Below are 22,215 nucleotides of genomic sequence, written 5' to 3'. Positions count from 1 at the left end.
AAAAAAAACGCCACATAAAATAAATTCGGTTATACTTACAAAAACTTCGGCTAGTATAGCAAAAAAAGGATCAAAATATGCCAACAATTAGCGTTGCCATGATTGTCAAAAATGAAGCGGCAGATCTTGCTCAATGTCTTGATACGGTAAAAGATTGGGTAGATGAAATCATTATTGTTGATTCGGGCAGTACTGATAACACCCAAGAAATCGCGGAACAATATGGTGCAAAATTTTATTCGCATCCTGATTGGCCAGGTTTTGGCAAACAACGCCAACGTGCACAACAATATGTCACCAGTGATTATGTTTTGTGGTTAGATGCCGATGAACGCGTCACTCCGAAACTTCGTGAATCCATTCAACAAGCGGTTCAACAAGATACGCCAAATACGGTTTATGATATTCCTCGTGTGAGTGAAGTGTTTGGGCGTGAGATTCGTCATTCAGGTTGGTATCCGGATTATGTGGTGCGTTTGTATCGCACAAATTATGCGGGATATAATGATTCACTGGTACATGAAAAAGTGGTTTATCCTGAAAATACGAAAGTACAGAAATTAACTGGAGATCTAGAGCATTTCACCTATAAAAGCATTCATCACTATTTGGTGAAATCTGCAGGCTACGCCAAAGCTTGGGCAGACCAACGCCAAACCAAAGGGAAAAAAGCGACGTTATGGCAAGGTATTAGTCATGCGATTGGCTGCTTTGTCAAAATGTACATTTTAAAAGCGGGTTTCTTAGATGGAAAACAAGGTTTTCTGCTTGCGGTACTTTCGGCCCACTCCACCTTTGTGAAATATGCTGATTTGTGGGAACGCAATCAACATTAATCAAAAACAAAAAGTGCGGTTAAAATTAACCGCACTTTTTTTATCTCTTTTAGAACAAGAAAATTAGTTTTTCGCTGCTGCCGCTGCTTTCACGATTACTGCAAACGCAGGCGCTTTAAGTGAAGCACCGCCCACTAACGCACCATCGATATCTGGTTGAGTGAATAATTCTGCTGCGTTAGCATCATTTACTGAACCACCGTATTGAATGATCACTTGATCTGCTACAGCTTGTGATTTTGCTGCGATGTGGCCACGGATAAATGCGTGAACAGCTTGCGCTTGTGCTGGAGTCGCTGATTTGCCCGTGCCGATTGCCCAAATTGGTTCGTAAGCAATCACTGCACCATTAAATGCTTCTACACCTAATGCATTGATGACTGCATCAATTTGACGCGCACATACTTCTTCAGTTTTGCCTGCTTCGTTTTCAGCTTCAGTTTCACCGATACATAATACTGGTACTAAACCTGCTTCTTTTAATGCACCAAATTTTTTCGCTACAAATTCGTCGCTTTCTTTGTGGTAAGTACGACGCTCAGAGTGACCGATAATGATGTATTTTGCACCAAAATCTTTTAACATTTCACTAGAAATATCACCAGTAAATGCACCTTTCACATTGATATCTACGTTTTGTGCACCTAACTGAATCACACTTTTACCACCACAGCTGCAACCGCAACCAGAAAGTGCCGCTTCAGCCGTACCTAAATACATAACAGGTGGGGCAATTGCCACATCACAACCTGTTACATCATGTAATTCTGCTTTTAATCCTTCGATTAATTCTTTGGTGAACGCTTTGGAACCGTTTAATTTCCAGTTACCCATCACTAAAGGACGACGTGCCATTTTTGTTTCTCCATATTGAATAAATAAAAAGTGTGTTTACTATACCAAACTTTGGGCAGATTTCTTTGTGCAAAATCACATTTTGAAAATTTTTTTGGGTAAATGATGATTATTTTGTGCTAAAAAGCTACAATCTACTGTACGGAACCGATAAAAAAATAAATAATTTTATAAATAAACGGAAAATAGGTCTGGTAACAATGAAAATTTTCAAAGCCGAACAATGGAATATAGAAGTGCTTGCTCCACTCTTTGAAGCCTATCGACTTGCCAACGGAATGAGTGAAAATCCTGACCGCACTTTAACCTTTTTAACGAATCGTATACGTTTTAATGAAAGCATGTTTTTTGTTGCTGTAAACGAAAACTCACAGGCGATTGGTTTTGTTCAACTTTATCCTCGCTTATCCTCTTTAAAACTACAACGCTATTGGCAATTAACCGATATTTTTGTAAAAGAAGATAAACATCAAGCCGAGATTTATGCTGCCCTTATTTCTAAAGCGAAAGAGTTTGTCCGTTATACACAATCTAATCGTTTAGTGGCAGAATTAAGCCAAGGCCAACAGAGTATTTTAGAACGCGAAGGATTTAAACTAAACACGAAAAAAAGTTTGTTTGAATTAACTCTCTAATGCATACACTCCTTAATCAATATTGGGATTACTTGCGAATTGAACGCCAGGTAAGCCCACATACTCTCACTAATTATCAACATCAACTGGATGCGATTTTAGCGATTTTGGCTGAAAAAGGTATTCAACATTGGCAGCAAGTGAATCCTAGTGTGGTTCGTCTTATTTTGGCGGAAAGCCGTAAGCAAGGTTTAAAAGAAAAGAGCTTAGCATTACGTTTGTCTGCTCTTCGTCAGTTCTTCAGCTATCTTGTGCAGCAAGGTCAACTGAAAGTGAATCCGGCAACGGGTATTTCAGCGCCGAAACAAGGTAAACATTTACCAAAAAATATTGATGCTGAACAAGTCCAAAAATTGCTTTCAAATGACAGTAAAGATCCCATTGATTTGCGTGATCGCGCCATGATGGAATTGATGTATAGCTCAGGGCTTCGCTTATCTGAATTGCAAGGCTTAAACCTTAATAGTATTAACACCCGTGTACGTGAAGTGAGAGTGATTGGTAAAGGAAATAAAGAACGTATTGTGCCCTTTGGGCGTTATGCTTCTCACGCAATTCAACAATGGTTGAAAGTACGCCCTTTATTTAATCCTAAAGATGACGCCCTTTTTGTGAGCCAACAGGGAAATCGCCTCACTCATCGCTCTATTCAAAAGCGAATGGAAACCTGGGGCATTCGCCAAGGATTAAATAGTCATCTCAACCCACACAAATTACGTCACTCGTTTGCCACTCACATGCTGGAAGCGAGTTCAGATTTGCGTGCAATTCAAGAACTTTTAGGACACAGCAATTTGTCCACTACGCAAATTTATACGCATTTGAATTTCCAACATCTTGCAGAAGTGTATGATCAAGCCCATCCTCGAGCAAAACGAAAAAAATAAATAAAGTGCGGTCAAAAACCGTCATCTTTTTTAACCGCACTTCTAAACAAAAAGGCTACCTTTCGGTAGCCTTTATTCATTTAACTATAAACTAAACGCTTGAATATAAGGAAGTTTACCTTTCTTCAGCATGTCTTCAATACCGCTTTGATGGTCATTTTCACCTAAGCCTCGTAATTCAAAGGTAACGCCAACACTGTTATCATAAACCACCTGATCGTTACGTTGATTCTGACGGCTCGTTACATAACGTCTCGCCCCTACGCCAACAGACCAACAGCACGAGTTATATTGTACCCCCACATATTGCTCAACTGGTTTTTTCAATGCAATATCTTGATAGTATTTTCCGACAACTGCCCAATTATCTGAGACTTCCCATGCTGCTACGACACCAACCTGTTTAATATCTTGTTGGTAACGGTTAGCAGACGCACCTAAGTTTTGGTTGATATACTCTTTACTTGCGTAGCGATAATTTAACTGAATCAGATTGTTCTTCATCGGGTTAAATTCCAAACTGCTATTTGCCAATGATGCTTTATCTAGCAACGTATCATATTGGTAGCTACCGCGCCAATTCCATTTATTACTAATTTTCCAGTTAGATTCCAATGCCCAAGAAGAAGAGGATTTTTGCGTACGATTGCTTGGGTTATCATCAATTCTTGATGCAGTTAAATAATAAATTTGCCCTGCAGAGAAATTAAAACGTTCATCGGCGTTTTTATCATAAAAACGACTTGTTCCCCCCACTGTCACCTGGTTTGCAGATGAAATACGGTCTAAACCACTATAACGACGATCGCGGAATAATGAATAATAATCTTGCTGAACTAAAGCGGAGTCATAACCAAAGCCAAGATAGTCATTAACTAACTTGGAGCCAATATTGCTTTGATCCTTATATGGTCGATATAAGTATTGTGCGTGTGGTTCCAGTGTTTGTGTATAGCCATCAAATAAAGTTTTGTTGGTGGCTAAAACTGTTTGTAAGTCTACTTTTAATTGTGGCAATACACGATTTACGGATTTTTGTACCTCTTCTGCAGCAGAAGAAGAGCCTTTCTTCTGATTGTAATGCGTTGCATAAAGTTTGGTTTCAATGTTCAAGTTTCCGTATTTATTTGACATTACTGTCGTCAAACTCGGCTCAGTATGGAAACGCCAAGCCGTTGGCATTAATGCGCTGTCATTATCAAAACGTGCGGCTTGTGAGAATAATTTAAAATCTAACCAACCATTTGCTAAATCATTTCTATAATAATTGAAATCGATTTGTGGCATGGCTCGGTAAGGACCTATATCCACTTCGTCAAAGATTTGGAACTGACGTGCGGAAATAGCTAAATTATAGTTTGGTTGATAGTACGCAATACGTGCATATTGATTCGCATAACCATCAGTACTGTCTCCATAATCAGAATCAAAATCAGTGAAATATTGTTTATCACTGACTTTGGTGTAATCAACATTTAAACGCCAGTTTTCAAGAAAAGAAGAACTGTGATTCCAATAGAATAAATGACGTTTACGGTTATCACTGATGTATTCATCGTAGCGATCACGCCCCAAATATTCGCCTGCAAGTTTACCTTCGCCAACGGGTGTTAAATAACGGAACTCACTATTTAATTGCCAGCCACGGCGTGACATATATTTTGGTACAATCGTCGCATCATAATTTGGCGCAATATTCCAATAAATCGGTTGTTTATACCAATAACCATCGCGGCTAGAATGGCCGACTGTTGGCATTAATAAACCTGAACGACGACGATCACCAATCGGTAATTGCAGATAAGGGGTATAGAATACCGGCACACCTAATACTTTAAAACGCGCATGCCAAAATTCGGCATATTCTTCTTTGATGTGCTGACGAATCTCAGAGGCATCTACCGCCCAAGCATTATCATCGGGTAAACAAGAGGTAAATGTCGCGTTTTTCATTAAGCGGTAATCATCACCTAACTCAATTTCTTGTGCTTTACCGCGGCCTTGACGTCCTACAAGTTGGTAGTCTGCATCGGTTACGTTACCGTTTTTGCTATCTAAATTAAAACTCGCATCATTACCTAATAGATTGATTTGGTTGTCTTTATAATCAAATCCACCACGTAAATAAGCCCAACGTTGAACTTGTTTACCTTCACCTGTTTGCTTGACTTCAACTGAATTCCCTACCAAATGGCGGTTTCCTTGTTTCAAATCCACATTGCCTTGATAAATTGCCTGAGTTGGCTGATTAATCTCTGCTTTATCTGCTTCAATATAAACTGGTAAGTTATTGACATCACCTTTCACAACTTCCCCAGTAAAGTGAGGCACGCCAAGCAAACATTGAGCATGCAGATCGGCCAAACTTTGTTGACTATAAAGTGCGGTCAGAATTGAGATTGAAATTAAGGTATATTTTTTATTCATAATTCAGTTCTTATTCAGATGAAATTAGGGGGATTATACTGGAATATCACTTACAACAACAGCCATTTATATGGTCGTTAACTAACCCCATAGATTGCATAAAGGCATAACATGTGGTTTCCCCAACAAAGACAAAACCACGTTTTTTCAATGCTTTTGACAGTGCTTTTGAGATTTCAGTTCTAGCGGGCACCACAGAAATATCGGGGACATCATTGATAATCGGTTGATGATTCACAAACGACCACACAAAATCACTGAAATTTTCACCGCACTTTTCCATGGCTAGATAGGCTTTGGCATTTTTTACAATGCCTTCCAGTTTTGCTCGATGGCGAATAAGCCCGGTATTCTCCATGCAACGATCAATATCCGGCTCGGTCATTTGCGCGATTTTGGCAGGATCAAATTGATGGAACGCAGCCCGATAGGCTTCTCGTTTTTTCAATACGGTAATCCATGAAAGCCCCGCTTGTTGCCCTTCTAAACAAATTTTTTCAAACAGCTTTTGGCTATCAAATTGTGGATTGCCCCATTCCTTATCGTGATAGTCGATATAAATCGGAAGTTCGCCCACCCAAGGGCATCTTGTACTCATGCCATATCCTTTTTAAGTTGTTCATAGATAGCAACAAAATCAGGCATCACCCCACGCCATAAATAAAATGAATGGGCGGCTTGCGCCACCAACATACCAAAACCATCGCTGACATTATTCAGACCTAAGGATTTACAGTAGGCAATAAAAGGCGTGTCGCTGCCTTTGGCATATTGCATGTCATAACAGGCTCGGGCCAATGATAAGATTGAGCCGTCTACGGCAGCAGTATGCCCACTTAATCCAGCCGAAGTTGCATTGATCACCAAATCATAGGCTTGCTCGGGAATCGCATCCATTGCGACAGCTTCAATTGTGCCGAAAGGCTTGAATTTGTCTGCTAGTTGTTGCGCTTTTTCTAGGGTGCGATTAGCCAAGACAATCTGCTGCTGTGCTTCCAATAAAGGCAGTAATACCCCTTTGGTTGCTCCGCCAGCACCTAAAATTAAAATGCGTTGTTGTGGCTGAATCCAACCTAAGCGTTGCAAATCTGTCACCAAACCGATGCCGTCAGTGTTATCCGCATAAAGTTTGCCATTAGCCAATTTTTTTAGTGTGTTACAGGCTTCTGCTAGTTTTGCCCGTTCGCTATGTTCCTCAGCGAGCGCATAGGCGCGTTCTTTAAATGGTGCAGTGATATTGCAACCTTGCGCTCCTGCAGCAAAAAAAGCCTGTAATTGCTGCTCAAAATCCTCAAGATCACCTAATTTGGCAACATATTCCATCGTTTGCTGAGTTTGTGTGGCAAATAAGCGATGAATCAACGGGGATTTACTTTGGGCAATCGGATTGCCCCAAACGGCATAGTGCTGCATGTTTTATCCTTGTCTGAAAAGTTGGTTTGTGAGCAAATCGCGAATTTCCGATGGATTTTGTGCTTGCCCGACTGCATCATCGAGTACGGGGAAATCTGCCCCAAATTGAGAACGCACGGCATCTGCGCTGCGGCAAGGTGATTTACCTGTTAAGTTCGCGCTGGTCGAGGTGAGGGCAAAGCCTGTTTCTTCGCATAAGGCTTTGACGGCAGGATGAGTACATAAACGCACCGCAATGCTATTAAATTGTCCCGTCAGGAAATGTGGAACCTCTGTCTTAGCCGGCACCACCCAGGTGATCGGATGCTCATATTGCGCCTGTAAGCGTGCAAGCTGTTCGTTAGACAAACAGGAAAAATCAACAAAAGGCTGCAAAAAATGCAAGCTCGGCGCGACTAAAATAAGGCCTTTTTCAATCGGACGCTGTTTTAAATCAAGCAATTTTCTGACCGCACTTTCACTTAGCGGATTACAGCCCAAACCGAATACTGCCTCTGTAGGATAGGCAACGACTTCGTCTTGCATTAAACGGGCGGCAATTTGTTGTATATTCATTTTTCGTTCTCAAAAATATGGCGACAGCCTTTATTCGCGCATTGCCAGACTTGCTGTTCGGCATTTTCACTTTTTAATAGCGCAAGTGGAAAATGGCATTGTGGACAAGGCATGGCATAGGGTTTTGCCGGTAAGGAAAATTTGCAATGGGGAAAGTTATCGCAACCATAAAAGATTTTCCCTTGTCGTCCGCGACGGGCAACCAAATGTCCTTTATGGCATTCCGGACAGTCAATGGATTGTTCATCATCCTGTTGTTCATGCACCACAAAATCACAATCGGGATAATGACTGCAACCAATAAACATCCCAAAAGCGCCTTGTTTGAGTTGGAGTGGGTTGCCACATTGTGGGCAGGTTTCATCAAGCTCTTTCAACACCTTATGTTCCACCCTATTTAGTGGACGCAAATAATCACAGGCGGGATATTCTGTACAACCTAAAAACAGTCCCTTTTTACCCTGTTTCATTTGCAAAGGTGCGCCGCATTGTGGGCAATATTCTTCGTGTTTTGTGTGTTGGAAAAGACTTTGACTCATACGCTGTCCCTATGCTTGTAGCATTACTTCCAATTCTTCCTGGGCCGCCAACCAATCCATTTCGACTTCTTCCAAGGCTTTTTTCACCTCTACTTGCTGCGCTAAAAGTGCGGTTAATTTTTCTTTATTTTCTGCGCTGTATAGTTCGGAATCTGCCAATTGGTTTTCAATCTCCGCAAGTTTGGAGGCATGCTTATTCATTTTTTCCTCCAATTGAGAGATTTGTTTGCGAAGAGGTGCAGTTTGTTGGCGCAATTCAGCCTCGCGACGTTTTTGTTCCTTGCGATTTTGCATGGAATTTTCATTGTCGTCATTTTTCTCCGAGGATTTATTTTCTGGTGCACTGTTTTGTTCGTTAAGCCATTTTTGATAATCCTCTAAGTCGCCTTTGAATTCTTCCACTTTTTTATCGTGTACCAAATAGAATTCTTCCACGGTATTACGTAGTAAGTGACGATCATGGGAAACCACCACCAAAGAGCCCTCGTAATCCACCAGCGCTTCGGTTAATGCCTGACGCATATCCAAATCTAAATGGTTAGTTGGTTCATCGAGTAGTAATAAGTTTGGACGTTGCCAAACAATCAGTGCAAGCACCAAACGAGCTTTTTCTCCACCAGAAAAGGCTTTCACCGCTTGATTAACTTTGTCGCCATGGAACGCAAAACTCCCGAGATAATCCCGAACCTGTTGCTCCGTTTGCTCCGGTGCGAGTTTTTGCATATGCCAGAGAGCAGATTCATCTGCACGTAGCGTATCGAGCTGATGCTGAGCAAAATAACCGAGTTGCACGCCTTTAGCTAATTGCACCGTACCGGAAAGAGCGGTGAGCTCACCGGCTAACAATTTGATTAAGGTTGATTTTCCTGCACCATTTTTCCCGAGCAAACCAATGCGTGAACCCGGTACTAAATTCAGCTTAATTTTACTTAAAATTTCTACCGTACTTTCACCGTTACCATAACCTGCACTCGCCTGTTCAATCATCACCAAGGGGTTTGGCAAGGATTGTGGTGGACGAAATTCAAAGGTAAAAGGATTATCCACATAAGCCGGTGCAATTAGCTCCATGCGCTCTAAGGCTTTCATGCGGCTTTGTGCTTGTTTGGCTTTGGTCGCTTTGGCTTTAAAGCGGTCGATATACTTCTGTAAATGAGAAATTTTTTGTTGTTGCTGACGATACATCGCGGTTTGTTGTGCCAGTTTGGTTGCCCGTTGCACTTCAAAGGAAGAATAATCACCCGTGTATTCGTTGAGCTTCTGATTTTCGATATGGAGAATTTTCGTCACAATCGGATCGAGAAAATCTCGGTCGTGGGAAATTAATACCAAGGTGCCTTGATATTGCACTAACCAACGTTCTAACCAAATAACTGCATCCAAATCCAAATGGTTGGTTGGCTCATCCAGTAATAATAAATCCGATGGACAAAGTAATGCTTGCGCCAAATTTAAACGCATACGCCAACCACCAGAGAAGGATTTCACCGGTTGAGCGATTTCTTCTTGGCTAAAGCCCAAACCATGTAATAAGGAAGCCGCGCGAGATTGGATCGTCCAAGCATCCAAGGTTTCTAATTGCCCGTGAATGCGCGCAATCGCATGGCCATCATTACGTTCATTGGCTTCGTTAAGTTCCTGCTGCAAACGGCAATATTCGCGATCCCCTTGAATCACATAATCAATGGCGGGAATATCCAATGCTGGCGTTTCTTGATTCCCCCAAGATACCCGCCAGTTGGATGGATAAGTGACCTCGCCACCCTCTGGCGTTAATTCTTTTTTTAATAGGGCAAAAAGAGACGACTTACCGCAACCATTCTTCCCCACCAAGCCGACTTTTTGTTTCGGATTGATGGTTGCCGTGGCATTCTCGAGCAATTCGGTTTGCCCGCGCTTTAGGGAAATATTATTAAATACAATCATTTCTTCGAATACATCTGAATTTGTGCCTATTTTGCAATATTTTTCCTTTTCTCGGAACAGTCTATTCCAATTTTATCGATATTTCTGCCTGAAAAACATGTATAATGACACTCAACAAATCAATCATGAGGAAATAAAATGAAGCTCTCTATTCTTAATCTCGCCCCCGTTCGTGAAGGACAAACTTATTTGCAAGCCGTTGAGTCTATGGTAAGTCTTGCAAAACATGCTGAAAACATTGGCATTGAACGCTATTGGATTGCTGAGCATCATAATATGAAAAATTTGGTGAGTTCAGCGACCGCACTTTTAATTCAACATACGCTAGCTAATACGAAAACTTTGCGCGTGGGGTCAGGTGGCGTGATGTTACCGAATCATTCGCCTTATGTGGTGGCTGAGCAATATGGCACATTGGAGACGCTTTATCCAAACCGTGTTGAACTCGGTTTAGGGCGTGCACCAGGAACGGATATGCAAACGGCTGCGGCACTTCGTCGTGGACGAAACAGCCTAGATTTCCCTGCGGAAATTGCGGAACTTCGAGGTTACTTTAAAGATAGCAATCCTGTTTCAGCTTATCCTTCCGCAGGCTTGTATATACCGTTTTATATTTTGGGTTCCAGCACTGAAAGTGCCTATCTTGCGGCAGAGCTTGGCTTGCCTTATGCCTTTGCTTCACACTTTGCGCCACGCATGATGGAAATGGCGGTGGAGATTTACCGCAAAAACTTCAAACCTTCTACCTATCTTGCTGAACCTTATGTCATCTTAGGTGTGAACGCGATTGTTGCTGAAACCGATAAAGAAGCGAAACAACTGGCGACAACACAAACACTATTTTTCTTAAATATAGTGACTAACGCACAACAAAATTTACAACCGCCTATGGCTTCAGAAGAAGATGTTTGGAAAACTCAAATGCACGCCCAAAAGAAACCACACTTTGGCCCAGTCGATTTCGAGGAAATCCCGATTTACAACCAAGAGCGTGCAGTAGTGGAACAAATGACTGCTTGTTCGCTTATCGGTAGTCCTGAAAGCGTGGATTTTCAACTCAAGCAATTACGTGAACGGGTACATTTTGATGAAATTATGGCGGTGAGCTATATTTTTGATGAGCAAAAGCAAGCCCAATCTTACACGATGTTGAAAGCGATTGTGGATAAGCAATAGCGAGACAAAAATAAAAAGTGCGGTAAATTTCACCGCACTTTAAATCCCAGAAATATCAATAAGCCGTTTCTATCGGTAAACCAGCTTTTACCCAACCATCAAATCCGCCAATGACGCTAAAGACATTTTCATAGCCTTGCTCAACGAGGAAAGTTGCCACATTTCGGCTGCTCACGCCATGATAACAACTCACGATAATCGGGGAGTCAAAGTCCACCTGTTCTTCAAATTGTAAAAAGCTTTGGTTGGTTAAATGAAAAGCCCCTTTCGCATGAGAATAGGTGAAACGTTGTGGATCCCGAATGTCTGCAAGCATGGCACCATTTTGCACCATTTCCCACGCTTGCTCTGGGCTAATTTCTTTAAACGACATGATTTTTTCCCTTTGCGCGTTGTTTATACACGCCATCAAAAATAATCAGGCTCATCGCCAATACTAAACAAATGAATAACGGATAGCTGTCCGTATCCATTTCCTCTCCAATTAAAAATGAAATAATCACCATCAAAATGGTTTCAACATAACCTAAAAGGCCAAGCAAATTCATCGGCAGCATATTGCTAGCAATAACATAAGCGATTAATGCCGCACCACTAATAAGCCCGAGCAATACCAACAATCCCCAAATGTTAGGATTCGATTCCTGCACGGTAGCAAAGTCAGTCTGAAATGCAAAATAGAAGCTAATCGGTAATAAACTCAACATTTCCAAACAAAACGCAGCAAGATCAGTATTATTCAATGCTTTTCGTACAGAAAAATAAGTCGTATAACCCACGCATATTACGATGGCTTCCCAAGATAATCCGCCTTTTAAAATGATGTTAGAAATCACCCCTACTGCCGCAATTAATACGGCAATGAATTTCAATGTTGAAATTCGTTCTTTAAAAATAAGCCGTCCAGCGGCCACCATCACAATTGGTAACAATAAATAGCCAAAAGAAACACTTAAGGAGCTACCATTATTGGGTGCCCATAAAAAGAGCCACATTTGATACCCCATTAATGCGCCACAAATAATATAAGAAAGAGCAAAGAGCGGTCGATTTTTAATGCGTTTTAGATGCTCAACCAAAGCTTGTTTTTGTTTAAACATAATGAGAGCAAGGGCAACGAAAGGAAATGTAAACAACATTCGATAGCCGAAAATATCCGTGCCACTGAGCGGTTTCAGTAGCGTGGAAAAATAATACATATAGCCAAATAAAAGCGAGGCTAAAAGTGAAATAAGTATGCCTCTTAACATAATAAATCCTTAGGTTAATTCTGCTTATTATTTTAGTCTAACATCTCCCAAAATGCACGAATTAGGGGATTCGCTAAATTTCTTTTTTGCACACAAACGCCTAAATCAAATGCCTCGACTGGATTGTCTAAATTTAAACGAGACACGTCTTTTGACATAGGGTTATTATCAATCACCACATCAGGCAACATCGCTAATCCAAAACCAAGTGCCACCATTGGCACAATACCTTCATGCCCCGCCACTGTGGCATAAATTTGGGGATGTTTAATGTGTTTGCTACGTAGCCATTGCTCAATACGCTGCCGTGCCATTCCATCTAACGGCAAAATAAAAGGCATCTGTTGCCAGTTGATAGGGTCTTCCTGTAATAATTGTGTGGCTAAACAAGCCACTCTTGGGGCAATTAATGAAAGGGAAATATCATCAATCTTATAAAATTCCAATCCTGTCGGTAGATTATTGGGTTTCCCCGCCAAGGCAAGATCCACTTGTTCTGATTGAATAAATTGCACCGCAGAAGCTGGGTCACCAGTCGTCAGTTGAATTTCAACTTTCGGATAACGAGAACGAAATTTGGCTAACACCTGTGGCAAGTGGCTATATGAAGCTGTTACCGAACAAAATAAGCGCAACTCTCCGCTTAATTCCGCTGAATTATCTCGCAGCTGACGCTTAAACTCTTGCCAGTTTTGCCATTCTGCTTTCGCAAATTGCAGAAATTTCTCGCCTTGTTCGGTTAAACGCACTTGGCGATTATCACGAATAAATAAAGGTTGTTCTAATTCTTCTTCCATGCGTTGAATTTGGCGTGAGAGCGTAGAGGGTGACATATAATTTTGCGTAGCGGTTTTAGCAAAATTTTGTGTATCAGCAAGATGAAGAAATATTTGGAGGTCTTGAAAGTTCATATGTATCGTTAAAAGCAAATGACATTGCAAAAATTGCAACACTAAGTTCAAATAATATCACTTTACGCAACAACTAAAAACCTTATAATCCACTTCACAACAAAAAACTATATTCAAACACAACCTCATACACATTAATCAACATCATAGAAAGGATGAAAAATGGCTAACTATTTCAACACATTAAATTTACGTGAAAAATTAGATCAATTAGGTCGTTGTCGTTTTATGGATCGCAGCGAATTTGCTGACGGTTGCAACTACTTAAAAGGCAAAAAAATCGTTATCGTAGGTTGTGGTGCGCAAGGTTTAAACCAAGGTTTAAATATGCGTGACTCTGGCTTAGACATTTCTTATGCATTACGCCCTGAAGCGATTGCAGAAAAACGTGCATCATTCCAACGTGCAACAGAAAACGGCTTTAAAGTTGGCACTTACCAAGAGTTAATCCCGACTGCAGACTTAGTGATCAACTTAACACCAGATAAACAACACTCTAAAGTCGTAGCTGATGTAATGCCATTAATGAAAAAAGATTCAGCATTCGGTTACTCACATGGTTTCAATATCGTTGAAGTAGGTGAGCAAATCCGTGAAGACATCACTGTGGTGATGAGTGCACCAAAATGTCCAGGTACTGAAGTGCGTGAAGAATACAAACGTGGTTTCGGTGTACCTACATTAATCGCGGTTCACCCAGCAAATGACCCACGTGGTGAAGGCATGGCAATTGCGAAAGCATGGGCGGCAGCAACCGGTGGTGATCGTGCGGGCGTATTAGAATCTTCATTCGTTGCAGAAGTAAAATCTGACTTAATGGGTGAACAAACCATTCTTTGCGGTATGTTACAAGCGGGTTCGATCGTATGTTACGACAAATTAGTTGCAGACGGTAAAGATCCAGCATACGCAGGCAAACTTATCCAATACGGTTGGGAAACTATTACTGAAGCATTAAAACAAGGCGGTATCACATTAATGATGGATCGCTTATCAAATAGCGCAAAATTACGTGCATTTGAGCTTGCGGAACAAATCAAAGAAAGCCTTGGTTTCTTATATTACAAACACATGGATGACATCATCAGTGGTCACTTCTCCGCAACCATGATGGCTGACTGGGCGAACGGTGATAAAGACTTATTAGCATGGCGTGAAGCAACTGGCAAAACTGCCTTTGAAAATGCACCAAAAGCAGACGGCATCAAAATTTCTGAACAAGAATACTTTGATAACGGCGTGTTAATGGTAGCAATGGTGAAAGCAGGTGTTGAATTAGCCTTTGATGCAATGGTTGCAAGCGGTATCTATGAAGAATCAGCTTACTATGAATCACTTCACGAATTACCGTTAATCGCTAACACCATTGCGCGTAAACGTTTATACGAAATGAACGTAGTTATTTCTGATACGGCAGAATATGGTAACTACTTATTCTCTAACGTAGCGACCCCTATTCTTGCTAAAGAAATCATCCCAACCTTACAAAAAGGTGACTTAGGTGAACCAACACCAGCAGTTGCTATCGACAACATCACTTTACGCGATGTAAACGATGCAATCCGTAACCACCCAGTTGAATTAATTGGTCAAGAGTTACGTGGTTATATGACAGATATGAAACGTATCGCTGTTGCAGGTTAATCATTAAATCGTTAAAATTTAAGCCAGCTTTTATTCAATAAGTTGGCTTTTTTATAATCCAAAGGAATTCATATGAAAAACAATAAAATTTTTAACCGCACTTTTAAAGTGAGTTTGGTGGCTATGGCGTTAGGATTAGTTAATTCGGCATGGGCCATTGATTATAAACTATATGAAGGTACCGTATATAAGAATCCGGAAAGAACTGACTCTGAAGTAAAAAATATGAATTTTAATTCAGATTATGGATATGATTTAACAAATAAAAAGAATCTTGCAACTGTATCTTTTCGAATGAAAAATGGTTTAAATAATAAGGATTATCCAACAGAATCACTAATTTTCCTTTATCCTCAATTTTCTAAGGGGCCTAGTTCATTAGAAATCAAACCTAATAGCACTTTCACATTATCGAAGGCTTTTCCTGAAAGTTCTGTTTTTGAATTGAGAGATGCAAATCTCAAATTCCACACCGGTAATATCAATTTATTTAAGGGGCTTTCAACAGTTAATGAAGAGGGCGAGTCAGTTTCAGGAAATTCAGCATTTGAACTTCAAAGTAATAGCACCATTGATATTGATTCAGTGAGTATTGTTAGTTTAGCTGAAGAGAGCATCGGGTACCAACTATTTGATAAATCTACAGCAAATATTACTAACTCCTCTATTTTCCTAGGGGAAGGTAACAGCACTGCTGTAGATGCAGAAAACTCAGCATTAAATATCAAAAATTTAAATATCACGCTACAGCCAGCAGGTAGCGATAAATCAACTACTATTGCATACATATCTGAGAATACTACATTAAATATTGAGGACAGCTTGCTCACAATTGAAGCGAAAGGTCAAAGTAAAGGTTTAGGTTTTGTACTTGATGGTGGTATGACCAACATTACAAATTCCAACATTGAAAATAACACTGGAGATGTTGTTATTTTTACTAATAAACAAGATTCTCGAGATACAACAAATAATTACAGCTCAACAACAGTTAATCTAAAAAATACTAAAATCCCCGATGCAAAAGTATTGGTTGGATTAAACATGCCCGATCTAGCTGATACGGACTTATCTGAAGGAGAGAAAACTAGCTCACCTAGATTTGTGTTAAATGCAGATAACTCACAGTTAAATGGTGCAGTAAAGCAATATGACGGTACAAATAAAACGCCTGTTACATTAAATCTAACTAACAATACTACATGGGATTTAGTGGATAATTCAGAAGTAACAGACTTGCATTTAAATAACTCAGCGGTTTCTTTAACTAATACAAACGCTCCTTATGCAACATTAACTATCACGGGTAATCTCACTGGCTCAGGTATCTTCAACCTCAACACCAATATCGCTGAAAACAAAAGCGATAAAATCGTTGTTAAAGGTACTGCCGAAGGTAATCATAAAATTGGGGGTAACTAACCAAGGTGCAAACGTTGCTAACGGCAAAGTGACACTTGTAGAAACCAATGGTGGTAATGCGGCGTTTAGCTTAACTAACCCGAATAATCGTGTAGATTTAGGGGCTTACCAATATTTTCTAACCAAAGAGGGAAATAATTGGGTATTAGCTAACTCTAAAAATGTAGTTACTCCAACTCCACCTGTTGCACCAGTTACACCAAGCAAACCAGTAGTGACCCCAAGCAAACCTGCGGTAACGCCTAGCACTCCAGTAGTAACCCCAAGTAATCCAGTAGTACCACCTGCAGTTCTACCAAGCACACCATTACTTTCAGACTTAGCGAATGCACAAGTTTCTCTTCGCCAAGCACAATTGCTTTTAGTGGAAGATGATTTAAATGGCATTCATCAACGTCTAGGTGAAGTGAAAAACGGTGAAAAAGGTAATGTATGGGTTCGTAATGTGAATTCTCGCCAAAAATTAGCCGCACTTTCGACAGGTGAGAGTGAAACTTCTGGCTTTAAACAAAACGTACATAGCTTACAAGTGGGCGCTGATGCTGCTGTAACAGATAACCTCCGTGTTGGTGGATTTGTTGGTCGTAGCCAAGCTAACGTTGATTTCAATGGTTATTACGGTGATGGCAAAGTAAGAGGCAACAGCGTGGGCTTATATGCAGCTTACCTTGCAGATAACGGTATTTATGTAGATAACATCGTGAAATACAGCCGTTTACACGCTAACTCAAATTACACTGAAAAACGCCATTACAACGCTTATACTATTTCGAGTGAATTAGGCAAACGCTTTAGCCTTGTGAACGATTGGACAATTACCCCGCAAGCACAATTAGCGTGGACACATATTTCATCACAAGAGAATGAAGATAGCTTATCTTCTGTGTATTCTCGAATTGGTTTACGTGTAGCCAAAGGCTTTGCATTAAGTAATGGTTGGAATTTACAACCTTATGCAGAAGTCAATGCGATTACTAGCAAAAACCGTAGCAGCAAAATTCATTACACAAACAGCGCACTTGATGTTGCAAGCAGCCGCGGACGTTTTGAAAGTGCGGTCGGCTTAAATGCTGGATTTGCAAATCATCGTTTTGGTTTAGAAGTAAGCCGTGCTGACGGTAAAAACTTCGATAAACCTTATGCAATTCAAGCAGTTTATCGCTATCAGTGGTAATATAAGAGGGCGGGTTAAAATCCGCCCTTTTTTTCTTTTTTACTCAATAAATAATATGTCAAAACCTTTCCCTTCTCACTCATTTACAACCAAACGAACGGCAAAATCCACTCGTTCATTTAAGCCTAAAGCGAAGCCACTTACATTAGAACAAACAATCGTTGTTTTATTTAACAAACCTTTTGATGTGCTGACACAATTCACCGATGAAAATGGCCGAGCTACATTAAAAGATTTTATTACCATTCCTAATGTGTATGCGGCAGGACGATTGGATCGTGATAGCGAAGGGTTACTGATTTTAACGAATAATGGTGAAGTGCAACATCGTTTGGCTGATCCTAAGTTTAAAACAGAAAAAACGTATTTTGTGCAAGTGGAAGGCATTCCTGAAGAGGCTGACTTAGACAAGTTTCGTCAAGGCGTTGAATTGAAAGATGGGATGACGAAGCCAGCAAAAGTGCGGTTGATTTCAGAACCAGATTTTCTTTGGCCTCGCAAGCCACCTATTCGTGAACGTCAAAGTATTCCAACGAGCTGGTTAGAAATTAAAATTAGTGAAGGGCGTAATCGACAAGTACGTAGAATGACGGCACATATCGGCTTTCCGACATTGCGTCTCATCCGTTATCAAATGAGCCATTTAACACTTGATGGATTGGGTAATGGTGAATATCGCTGTTTGAATGAAGAAGAAATGCGTGCGTTATTCAAACAACTTCATTTGAACAACGCACATTAAGATTAGAAACGTTGAGCGGGTTGTGCGTTTTCAACTTGCACGAAGAAACCTTTATCATTCAAGATAATGCTGTAATCGGTGACATATTTAACGCTGTTAGTTTCCACTATCGCATTACAGCTGCGAATGCCTTGTTGTGGATAAGATTGCGTTTCACGGGCTTGCGTGATTTGTTTTACTGTCATTTGGGTGTTAGTAGCAGCGCCTTGTTTTTTGAAGGCATCAGATAATACCGCAAAAACTTTTGAATCATTACATCTTGGCACAACGACGGATTTTGTCACAGTATTCGCTGTTTTCTGAGCAACAGTTTCCACTCTATTTTCAGTTACTTTTTCAACGGCTTTTGGTTCCGCTTTCTTCACTTCAGTTTTAACCACTGGAGTTTTTTTAGCCATCACCTTTTCAGGTTTAGCGGATTCTTTAACTGCACTTTGTTTGCTTTTCTCTACAGTCTTTTTATCTTTTACTGCCGCTTGCTTAGTTTTTTCTACTGGCTGTTTGCCTTTCGTTTTTGTCGGCTCTGCTTTAGCGGCTTTATTTGTCGTTTTATTTTTTATTTTTTCTTTTTTTGTTACCGCTTTTTTCGCTTCGACAATTTTAGCTGGCTTTTTCACTTCTGCTTTTTTGGCATCGGCTTTCTTTTTGACTGTTTTGGCTACAGCTTTAGGTGTGGTTGCTTTCTTGGCTTCCACTTTTTTAACTGCCGTTTTCACTGACTTGGTTTGAGTTGATTTTGCCGTATGATTTGGCGATGCAGCAAAGGCCAAAACAGGTAACAAAGCAAAAATCACCGCGAGTAATTTTTTCATCTGTTATTCTCCTTAAACAAAAAGTGCGGTCAACATTAACCGCACTTTGAAATCATTTATAAATTAAAGATAGTAGTGTTCTACGTAGTTTAATTTATCGTCAAGTTTTAACACTAATGGTTGACCGGTTGGGATTTCAAAATCCATGATTTCCGCATCAGAAATACCAATGATGTGTTTTGCTAATGCACGAAGTGAGTTACCGTGTGCCACCACTAAAACACGTTTACCAGAAAGCATTGCTGGAGCAATTTGGTCTTCCCAGAATGGTAATGCGCGTTCTAAGGTTAATTTTAAGTTTTCTGCATTTGGTATAACATCAGACGGAATGTTTGCATAACGACGGTCATTATGTGCAGAATTTGGATCTTTCGGATCTAAATCTGGAGGGGAAATATCATAAGAACGGCGCCAGATATGAACTTGTTCGTCACCGTATTTTTCTGCTGTTTCTTTTTTATCTAAGCCTTGTAATGCACCGTAGTGACGCTCATTTAAACGCCAGTTTTTCACTTGAGGAATCCATAATTGGTGAGATTCTTCTAACACGATGTTACAGGTTTTGATTGCACGAGTTAAAACAGAGGTAAAGGCGATATCAAATTCATAGCCTTTCTCCAACAATTTTTTACCCGCTGCTTTTGCTTCTTCAACACCGCGCTCGGTTAAATTCACATCACGCCAACCGGTGAATAAATTTTTTGCGTTCCACTCACTGAAACCGTGACGAATGAATACTAATTCCATAAGGATCTCCTAAGTATTAATAAAAAAATGAATGGTTCTGTTATAGCAAAAAATCGTTATGTTTAAAAGTAAAAAGGCGGTATTTACTGATCTTTCGCAAAAAATCGCCTGTAAACTTTTAGCCACTCAAAAATAATGCTAGTATTTAAGCTTTATTCGTCCCTTAATTTCTCTCAAGTTTAGATGTATGCAGCAAAGCAATCGTAGAAAAAAAATCTTATCAAAACTGACCGTACTTTTAGCTTGCGGTCTGCTTGGCTTTTCATCTTTCGCGCAAGGCAACGATCTCAACCAAATTCAAAAACAAATTAAACAACAAGAGTCGAAGATCGCCGAGCAAAAACGTGCACAAGCTAAACTCCAAGCTAGTCTTAAAGATCAAGAAAGCAAAATTAATAGCGTTGTTGGTGAATTACGTGAAACAGAATTAAGTTTGCAAGAAATCCGCAAGCAAATGGCGGAAACCGAAAAGCAAATCAAGCAATTAGAAAAGCAAGAGCGCGTGCAAAAAGCGAAGCTCGCACAGCAAATAGATGCCATTTATCGCTCAGGTGTCAATCCTTCTACCTTGGAAAGAATGCTTTCGGAAGATGCCAAAAAAGCGGAACGCATGAAAGTGTATTATCAGCACTTAAACCAAGTTCGCATTGATATGATTAACAATCTGAAAGCGACACAAGAGAATTTAGCGAAACAACGCGAAGCGATTTCAGGCCAACAAAAGAATCATCGCGATCAGCTTTCTACGCAAAAGAAACAGCAGCAAGAATTACAAAAAGCGCAACAAGAACGTCAATCTACGTTAAATGAACTCAACAAAAACTTAACGAAAGATCAGAATAAGCTGGAAACGTTGAAAGCGAATGAAAATGCCCTTCGCCAAGAAATTCAACGTGCTGAACAAGCCGCTCGCCAACAAGAACAACGTGAGCGTGAAGCCCTTGCTCAGAAAAAACAAGAGGAAGAAAAACGGACCTCAAAACCTTATCAACCAACTGATCAAGAACGTAAGTTGATTAACAGCACCAGTGGTTTAGGTACGGCTGCACATCAATACAGTCGTCCAGTTTCTGGCCCGACGTTATATTCCTTTGGTTCAATCCAAGCAGGCGAAGTACGTTGGAAAGGCATGGTTATCGGCGCACCAACGGGTACAGCGGTAAAAGCCATTGCAAGTGGTCGTGTCATTCTCGCCGGCCATCTTAATGGCTATGGTTATATGGTGATTGTGAAACACGGCGACAGCGACTTGAGCTTATATGGTTTCAACCAAGCGGTATTTGTAAAACAAGGTCAACTGGTGTCTGCGGGACAAACCATTGCGCAAGTAGGTAATACGGGTGAGCTCTCTAAACCGGCACTTTACTTTGGAATTAGCCGTAAAGGGGTGCCTGTAAATCCAGCTGGGTGGATTAAATAATGGCGGCGTTCTTTCAAAGTGCGGTCAGAAATACGATCATTTTTTCAACCGCATTTTTCTCTGCGTTTACTTTTGCACAAGGCAAGTTAGCTATTGTAATTGATGACATTGGCTATCATCCGAAAGAAGATGCCGAAGTTTTAGCCATGCCAAAAGAAGTCTCTGTTGCGATTATTCCAGCTGCACCCTATGCAAAAATACGCAATCAAGAAGCGAAAGCACAAAATCATGATATTCTCATCCATATGCCGATGCAACCGGTCAGCAATATTAAAATTGAAGAAGGTGGTTTGACTTTAGGCTTGTCTGAAGCGCAAGTGAATGAGCGAGTGAAAAAAGCTAAATCTATTGTGCCCAATGCTATCGGAATGAATAATCATATGGGCAGTGCAGCCACAGCCGATGCCACATTAATGACCTATTTGATGACCGCACTTCGCGAGCAGCATTTATTCTTTTTAGATAGCCGTACTATCGGGAAATCAGTTGCGGGAAAAATAGCAAAAGAACAAGGCGTACGTGTATTAGATCGCCATGTGTTTTTAGATGACAGTGATAATTTGGCAGATGTGCAACGCCAATTTCAAAGTGCAATTCAATATGCGCGTAAACATGGCACAGCCATTGCTATTGGACACCCTCGCCCAAATACTGTGGCTGTATTAAAATCGGGAATAAAGAATTTACCCGATGATATTCAATTAGTGAGTATGGGAAGTTTATGGCGAAATGAAAAAATCTTGCCACCTAAACCATTTATCTTAATTTTTAATGATATTCCTGCGCCAACCTCAGTTGCGCCATTTGAGCCAATCCCTTTATTACGGGGCGTGCCAAGATAAAT

Annotated in this window: 22 protein-coding genes; 10 read left to right on the top strand and 12 right to left on the bottom strand. The window is 40.5% G+C overall.

Annotated elements, in window-relative coordinates:
- The first annotated feature begins 77 nt into the window (after window positions 1–77).
- Window positions 78–836, top strand: a complete 759-nt coding sequence (locus HMPREF2732_RS03335) for a glycosyltransferase family 2 protein (protein ID WP_070591143.1) — start codon at window positions 78–80, stop codon at window positions 834–836.
- Between the two features lie 63 nt (window positions 837–899).
- On the opposite strand, the gene tpiA is transcribed toward HMPREF2732_RS03335, so the two are convergent.
- Window positions 900–1,691, bottom strand: a complete 792-nt coding sequence (gene tpiA / locus HMPREF2732_RS03330) for a triose-phosphate isomerase (RefSeq protein ID WP_005694828.1) — start codon at window positions 1,689–1,691, stop codon at window positions 900–902.
- 200 nt (window positions 1,692–1,891) lie between these two features.
- Here tpiA and HMPREF2732_RS03325 point away from each other — a divergent pair, with 200 nt between their 5' ends.
- Together HMPREF2732_RS03325 and xerC are read left to right on the top strand one after the other, a co-directional pair.
- A complete protein-coding gene (locus HMPREF2732_RS03325) occupies window positions 1,892–2,326 on the top strand; it encodes a GNAT family N-acetyltransferase (RefSeq protein ID WP_070591140.1) in 435 nt (144 codons plus the stop codon).
- Entirely contained in the window at window positions 2,326–3,213 is an 888-nt protein-coding gene (gene xerC, locus HMPREF2732_RS03320) for a tyrosine recombinase XerC (protein WP_070591138.1), read from the top strand. Before HMPREF2732_RS03325 ends, xerC begins: the two co-directional genes overlap by 1 nt.
- 84 nt (window positions 3,214–3,297) lie before the next feature.
- Here xerC and lptD read toward each other — a convergent pair whose 3' ends face one another.
- From lptD to HMPREF2732_RS03290, 6 genes are read right to left on the bottom strand one after another with little or no spacing between them, the layout of a single operon-like run.
- Window positions 3,298–5,640: an LPS assembly protein LptD gene (gene lptD / locus HMPREF2732_RS03315; protein ID WP_070591134.1), complete on the bottom strand. Its 2,343-nt coding sequence runs from the start codon at window positions 5,638–5,640 to the stop codon at window positions 3,298–3,300.
- A 46-nt stretch (window positions 5,641–5,686) separates the two neighbouring features.
- Complete coding sequence (locus HMPREF2732_RS03310) at window positions 5,687–6,238, bottom strand: DNA-3-methyladenine glycosylase I (RefSeq protein WP_070591132.1); 552 nt, start codon at window positions 6,236–6,238, stop codon at window positions 5,687–5,689.
- Window positions 6,235–7,053: a shikimate dehydrogenase gene (gene aroE / locus HMPREF2732_RS03305; RefSeq protein ID WP_070591130.1), complete on the bottom strand. Its 819-nt coding sequence runs from the start codon at window positions 7,051–7,053 to the stop codon at window positions 6,235–6,237. Before aroE ends, HMPREF2732_RS03310 begins: the two co-directional genes overlap by 4 nt.
- Before the next feature lie 3 nt (window positions 7,054–7,056).
- Window positions 7,057–7,608 carry an L-threonylcarbamoyladenylate synthase type 1 TsaC gene (locus HMPREF2732_RS03300; protein WP_070591127.1) on the bottom strand — a complete coding sequence of 184 codons (552 nt, stop codon included), beginning with the start codon at window positions 7,606–7,608 and terminating at the stop codon, window positions 7,057–7,059.
- Window positions 7,605–8,147 (bottom strand): DNA topoisomerase family protein, encoded by a 543-nt coding sequence (locus tag HMPREF2732_RS03295; protein ID WP_070591124.1) that lies wholly within the window; start codon window positions 8,145–8,147, stop codon window positions 7,605–7,607. The genes HMPREF2732_RS03300 and HMPREF2732_RS03295 overlap by 4 nt, the downstream gene beginning before the upstream one ends.
- A gap of 9 nt (window positions 8,148–8,156) precedes the next feature.
- Window positions 8,157–10,073, bottom strand: a complete 1,917-nt coding sequence (locus tag HMPREF2732_RS03290) for an ABC transporter ATP-binding protein (protein ID WP_070591120.1) — start codon at window positions 10,071–10,073, stop codon at window positions 8,157–8,159.
- Between the two features lie 138 nt (window positions 10,074–10,211).
- Here HMPREF2732_RS03290 and HMPREF2732_RS03285 point away from each other — a divergent pair, with 138 nt between their 5' ends.
- On the top strand, window positions 10,212–11,249 hold the full coding sequence (locus HMPREF2732_RS03285; protein ID WP_070591117.1) for an LLM class flavin-dependent oxidoreductase: 1,038 nt from the start codon (window positions 10,212–10,214) through the stop codon (window positions 11,247–11,249).
- A 55-nt stretch (window positions 11,250–11,304) separates the two neighbouring features.
- On the opposite strand, the gene glpE is transcribed toward HMPREF2732_RS03285, so the two are convergent.
- Genes glpE through ilvY form a run of 3 tightly spaced genes read right to left on the bottom strand, consistent with a single transcriptional unit; the run spans window position 11,305 to window position 13,410 of the window.
- Window positions 11,305–11,622 (bottom strand): thiosulfate sulfurtransferase GlpE, encoded by a 318-nt coding sequence (gene glpE, locus HMPREF2732_RS03280; RefSeq protein WP_049365172.1) that lies wholly within the window; start codon window positions 11,620–11,622, stop codon window positions 11,305–11,307.
- Window positions 11,612–12,499 carry an EamA family transporter RarD gene (gene rarD / locus HMPREF2732_RS03275; protein ID WP_070591112.1) on the bottom strand — a complete coding sequence of 296 codons (888 nt, stop codon included), beginning with the start codon at window positions 12,497–12,499 and terminating at the stop codon, window positions 11,612–11,614. The genes glpE and rarD overlap by 11 nt, the downstream gene beginning before the upstream one ends.
- 32 nt (window positions 12,500–12,531) lie before the next feature.
- Window positions 12,532–13,410: an HTH-type transcriptional activator IlvY gene (gene ilvY, locus HMPREF2732_RS03270; RefSeq protein WP_070591110.1), complete on the bottom strand. Its 879-nt coding sequence runs from the start codon at window positions 13,408–13,410 to the stop codon at window positions 12,532–12,534.
- A 162-nt stretch (window positions 13,411–13,572) separates the two neighbouring features.
- On the opposite strand from ilvY, the gene ilvC reads away from it, so the two are divergent.
- The 4 genes from ilvC (at window position 13,573) to HMPREF2732_RS03250 (ending at window position 18,392) form a co-directional block, all read left to right on the top strand.
- Entirely contained in the window at window positions 13,573–15,054 is a 1,482-nt protein-coding gene (gene ilvC, locus HMPREF2732_RS03265) for a ketol-acid reductoisomerase (protein ID WP_049366638.1), read from the top strand.
- A 72-nt stretch (window positions 15,055–15,126) separates the two neighbouring features.
- Entirely contained in the window at window positions 15,127–16,476 is a 1,350-nt protein-coding gene (locus HMPREF2732_RS09960; RefSeq protein WP_070591107.1) for a pertactin-like passenger domain-containing protein, read from the top strand.
- Complete coding sequence (locus tag HMPREF2732_RS09955) at window positions 16,463–17,650, top strand: autotransporter outer membrane beta-barrel domain-containing protein (RefSeq protein ID WP_261673761.1); 1,188 nt, start codon at window positions 16,463–16,465, stop codon at window positions 17,648–17,650. Before HMPREF2732_RS09960 ends, HMPREF2732_RS09955 begins: the two co-directional genes overlap by 14 nt.
- Window positions 17,651–17,705: 55 nt before the next feature.
- On the top strand, window positions 17,706–18,392 hold the full coding sequence (locus tag HMPREF2732_RS03250; RefSeq protein ID WP_049384670.1) for an rRNA large subunit pseudouridine synthase E: 687 nt from the start codon (window positions 17,706–17,708) through the stop codon (window positions 18,390–18,392).
- 2 nt (window positions 18,393–18,394) lie between these two features.
- Here the strand turns inward: HMPREF2732_RS03250 and HMPREF2732_RS03245 are convergent, their stop codons facing one another.
- Window positions 18,395–19,204: a hypothetical protein gene (locus HMPREF2732_RS03245; RefSeq protein WP_049366641.1), complete on the bottom strand. Its 810-nt coding sequence runs from the start codon at window positions 19,202–19,204 to the stop codon at window positions 18,395–18,397.
- A gap of 63 nt (window positions 19,205–19,267) precedes the next feature.
- Window positions 19,268–19,951 (bottom strand): 2,3-diphosphoglycerate-dependent phosphoglycerate mutase, encoded by a 684-nt coding sequence (locus HMPREF2732_RS03240; protein ID WP_049365165.1) that lies wholly within the window; start codon window positions 19,949–19,951, stop codon window positions 19,268–19,270.
- 187 nt (window positions 19,952–20,138) lie between these two features.
- Here HMPREF2732_RS03240 and envC point away from each other — a divergent pair, with 187 nt between their 5' ends.
- Window positions 20,139–21,371, top strand: a complete 1,233-nt coding sequence (gene envC, locus HMPREF2732_RS03235) for a murein hydrolase activator EnvC (protein ID WP_070591103.1) — start codon at window positions 20,139–20,141, stop codon at window positions 21,369–21,371.
- Entirely contained in the window at window positions 21,371–22,213 is an 843-nt protein-coding gene (locus tag HMPREF2732_RS03230; RefSeq protein WP_070591100.1) for a divergent polysaccharide deacetylase family protein, read from the top strand. Before envC ends, HMPREF2732_RS03230 begins: the two co-directional genes overlap by 1 nt.
- Window positions 22,214–22,215: the final 2 nt, after the last annotated feature.

It is taken from the genome of Haemophilus sp. HMSC061E01 (assembly GCF_001810345.1).
In the GTDB taxonomy this organism is placed as follows: domain Bacteria; phylum Pseudomonadota; class Gammaproteobacteria; order Enterobacterales; family Pasteurellaceae; genus Haemophilus_D.
The sequence above is the reverse complement of the archived record's forward strand: the minus strand, read 5'-3'. Positions and strand labels throughout refer to the sequence as shown.

Bases quoted from the DNA above. Each gene is read 5' to 3' on its own strand.
- HMPREF2732_RS03335 (WP_070591143.1), top strand. From the start codon at position 78: ATGCCAACAATTAGCGTTGCCATGATTGTCAAAAATGAAGCGGCAGAT.
- tpiA (WP_005694828.1), bottom strand. From the start codon at position 1,691: ATGGCACGTCGTCCTTTAGTGATGGGTAACTGGAAATTAAACGGTTCC.
- HMPREF2732_RS03325 (WP_070591140.1), top strand. From the start codon at position 1,892: ATGAAAATTTTCAAAGCCGAACAATGGAATATAGAAGTGCTTGCTCCA.
- xerC (WP_070591138.1), top strand. From the start codon at position 2,326: ATGCATACACTCCTTAATCAATATTGGGATTACTTGCGAATTGAACGC.
- lptD (WP_070591134.1), bottom strand. From the start codon at position 5,640: ATGAATAAAAAATATACCTTAATTTCAATCTCAATTCTGACCGCACTT.
- HMPREF2732_RS03310 (WP_070591132.1), bottom strand. From the start codon at position 6,238: ATGAGTACAAGATGCCCTTGGGTGGGCGAACTTCCGATTTATATCGAC.
- aroE (WP_070591130.1), bottom strand. From the start codon at position 7,053: ATGCAGCACTATGCCGTTTGGGGCAATCCGATTGCCCAAAGTAAATCC.
- HMPREF2732_RS03300 (WP_070591127.1), bottom strand. From the start codon at position 7,608: ATGAATATACAACAAATTGCCGCCCGTTTAATGCAAGACGAAGTCGTT.
- HMPREF2732_RS03295 (WP_070591124.1), bottom strand. From the start codon at position 8,147: ATGAGTCAAAGTCTTTTCCAACACACAAAACACGAAGAATATTGCCCA.
- HMPREF2732_RS03290 (WP_070591120.1), bottom strand. From the start codon at position 10,073: ATGATTGTATTTAATAATATTTCCCTAAAGCGCGGGCAAACCGAATTG.
- HMPREF2732_RS03285 (WP_070591117.1), top strand. From the start codon at position 10,212: ATGAAGCTCTCTATTCTTAATCTCGCCCCCGTTCGTGAAGGACAAACT.
- glpE (WP_049365172.1), bottom strand. From the start codon at position 11,622: ATGTCGTTTAAAGAAATTAGCCCAGAGCAAGCGTGGGAAATGGTGCAA.
- rarD (WP_070591112.1), bottom strand. From the start codon at position 12,499: ATGTTAAGAGGCATACTTATTTCACTTTTAGCCTCGCTTTTATTTGGC.
- ilvY (WP_070591110.1), bottom strand. From the start codon at position 13,410: ATGAACTTTCAAGACCTCCAAATATTTCTTCATCTTGCTGATACACAA.
- ilvC (WP_049366638.1), top strand. From the start codon at position 13,573: ATGGCTAACTATTTCAACACATTAAATTTACGTGAAAAATTAGATCAA.
- HMPREF2732_RS09960 (WP_070591107.1), top strand. From the start codon at position 15,127: ATGAAAAACAATAAAATTTTTAACCGCACTTTTAAAGTGAGTTTGGTG.
- HMPREF2732_RS03250 (WP_049384670.1), top strand. From the start codon at position 17,706: ATGTCAAAACCTTTCCCTTCTCACTCATTTACAACCAAACGAACGGCA.
- HMPREF2732_RS03245 (WP_049366641.1), bottom strand. From the start codon at position 19,204: ATGAAAAAATTACTCGCGGTGATTTTTGCTTTGTTACCTGTTTTGGCC.
- HMPREF2732_RS03240 (WP_049365165.1), bottom strand. From the start codon at position 19,951: ATGGAATTAGTATTCATTCGTCACGGTTTCAGTGAGTGGAACGCAAAA.
- envC (WP_070591103.1), top strand. From the start codon at position 20,139: ATGCAGCAAAGCAATCGTAGAAAAAAAATCTTATCAAAACTGACCGTA.
- HMPREF2732_RS03230 (WP_070591100.1), top strand. From the start codon at position 21,371: ATGGCGGCGTTCTTTCAAAGTGCGGTCAGAAATACGATCATTTTTTCA.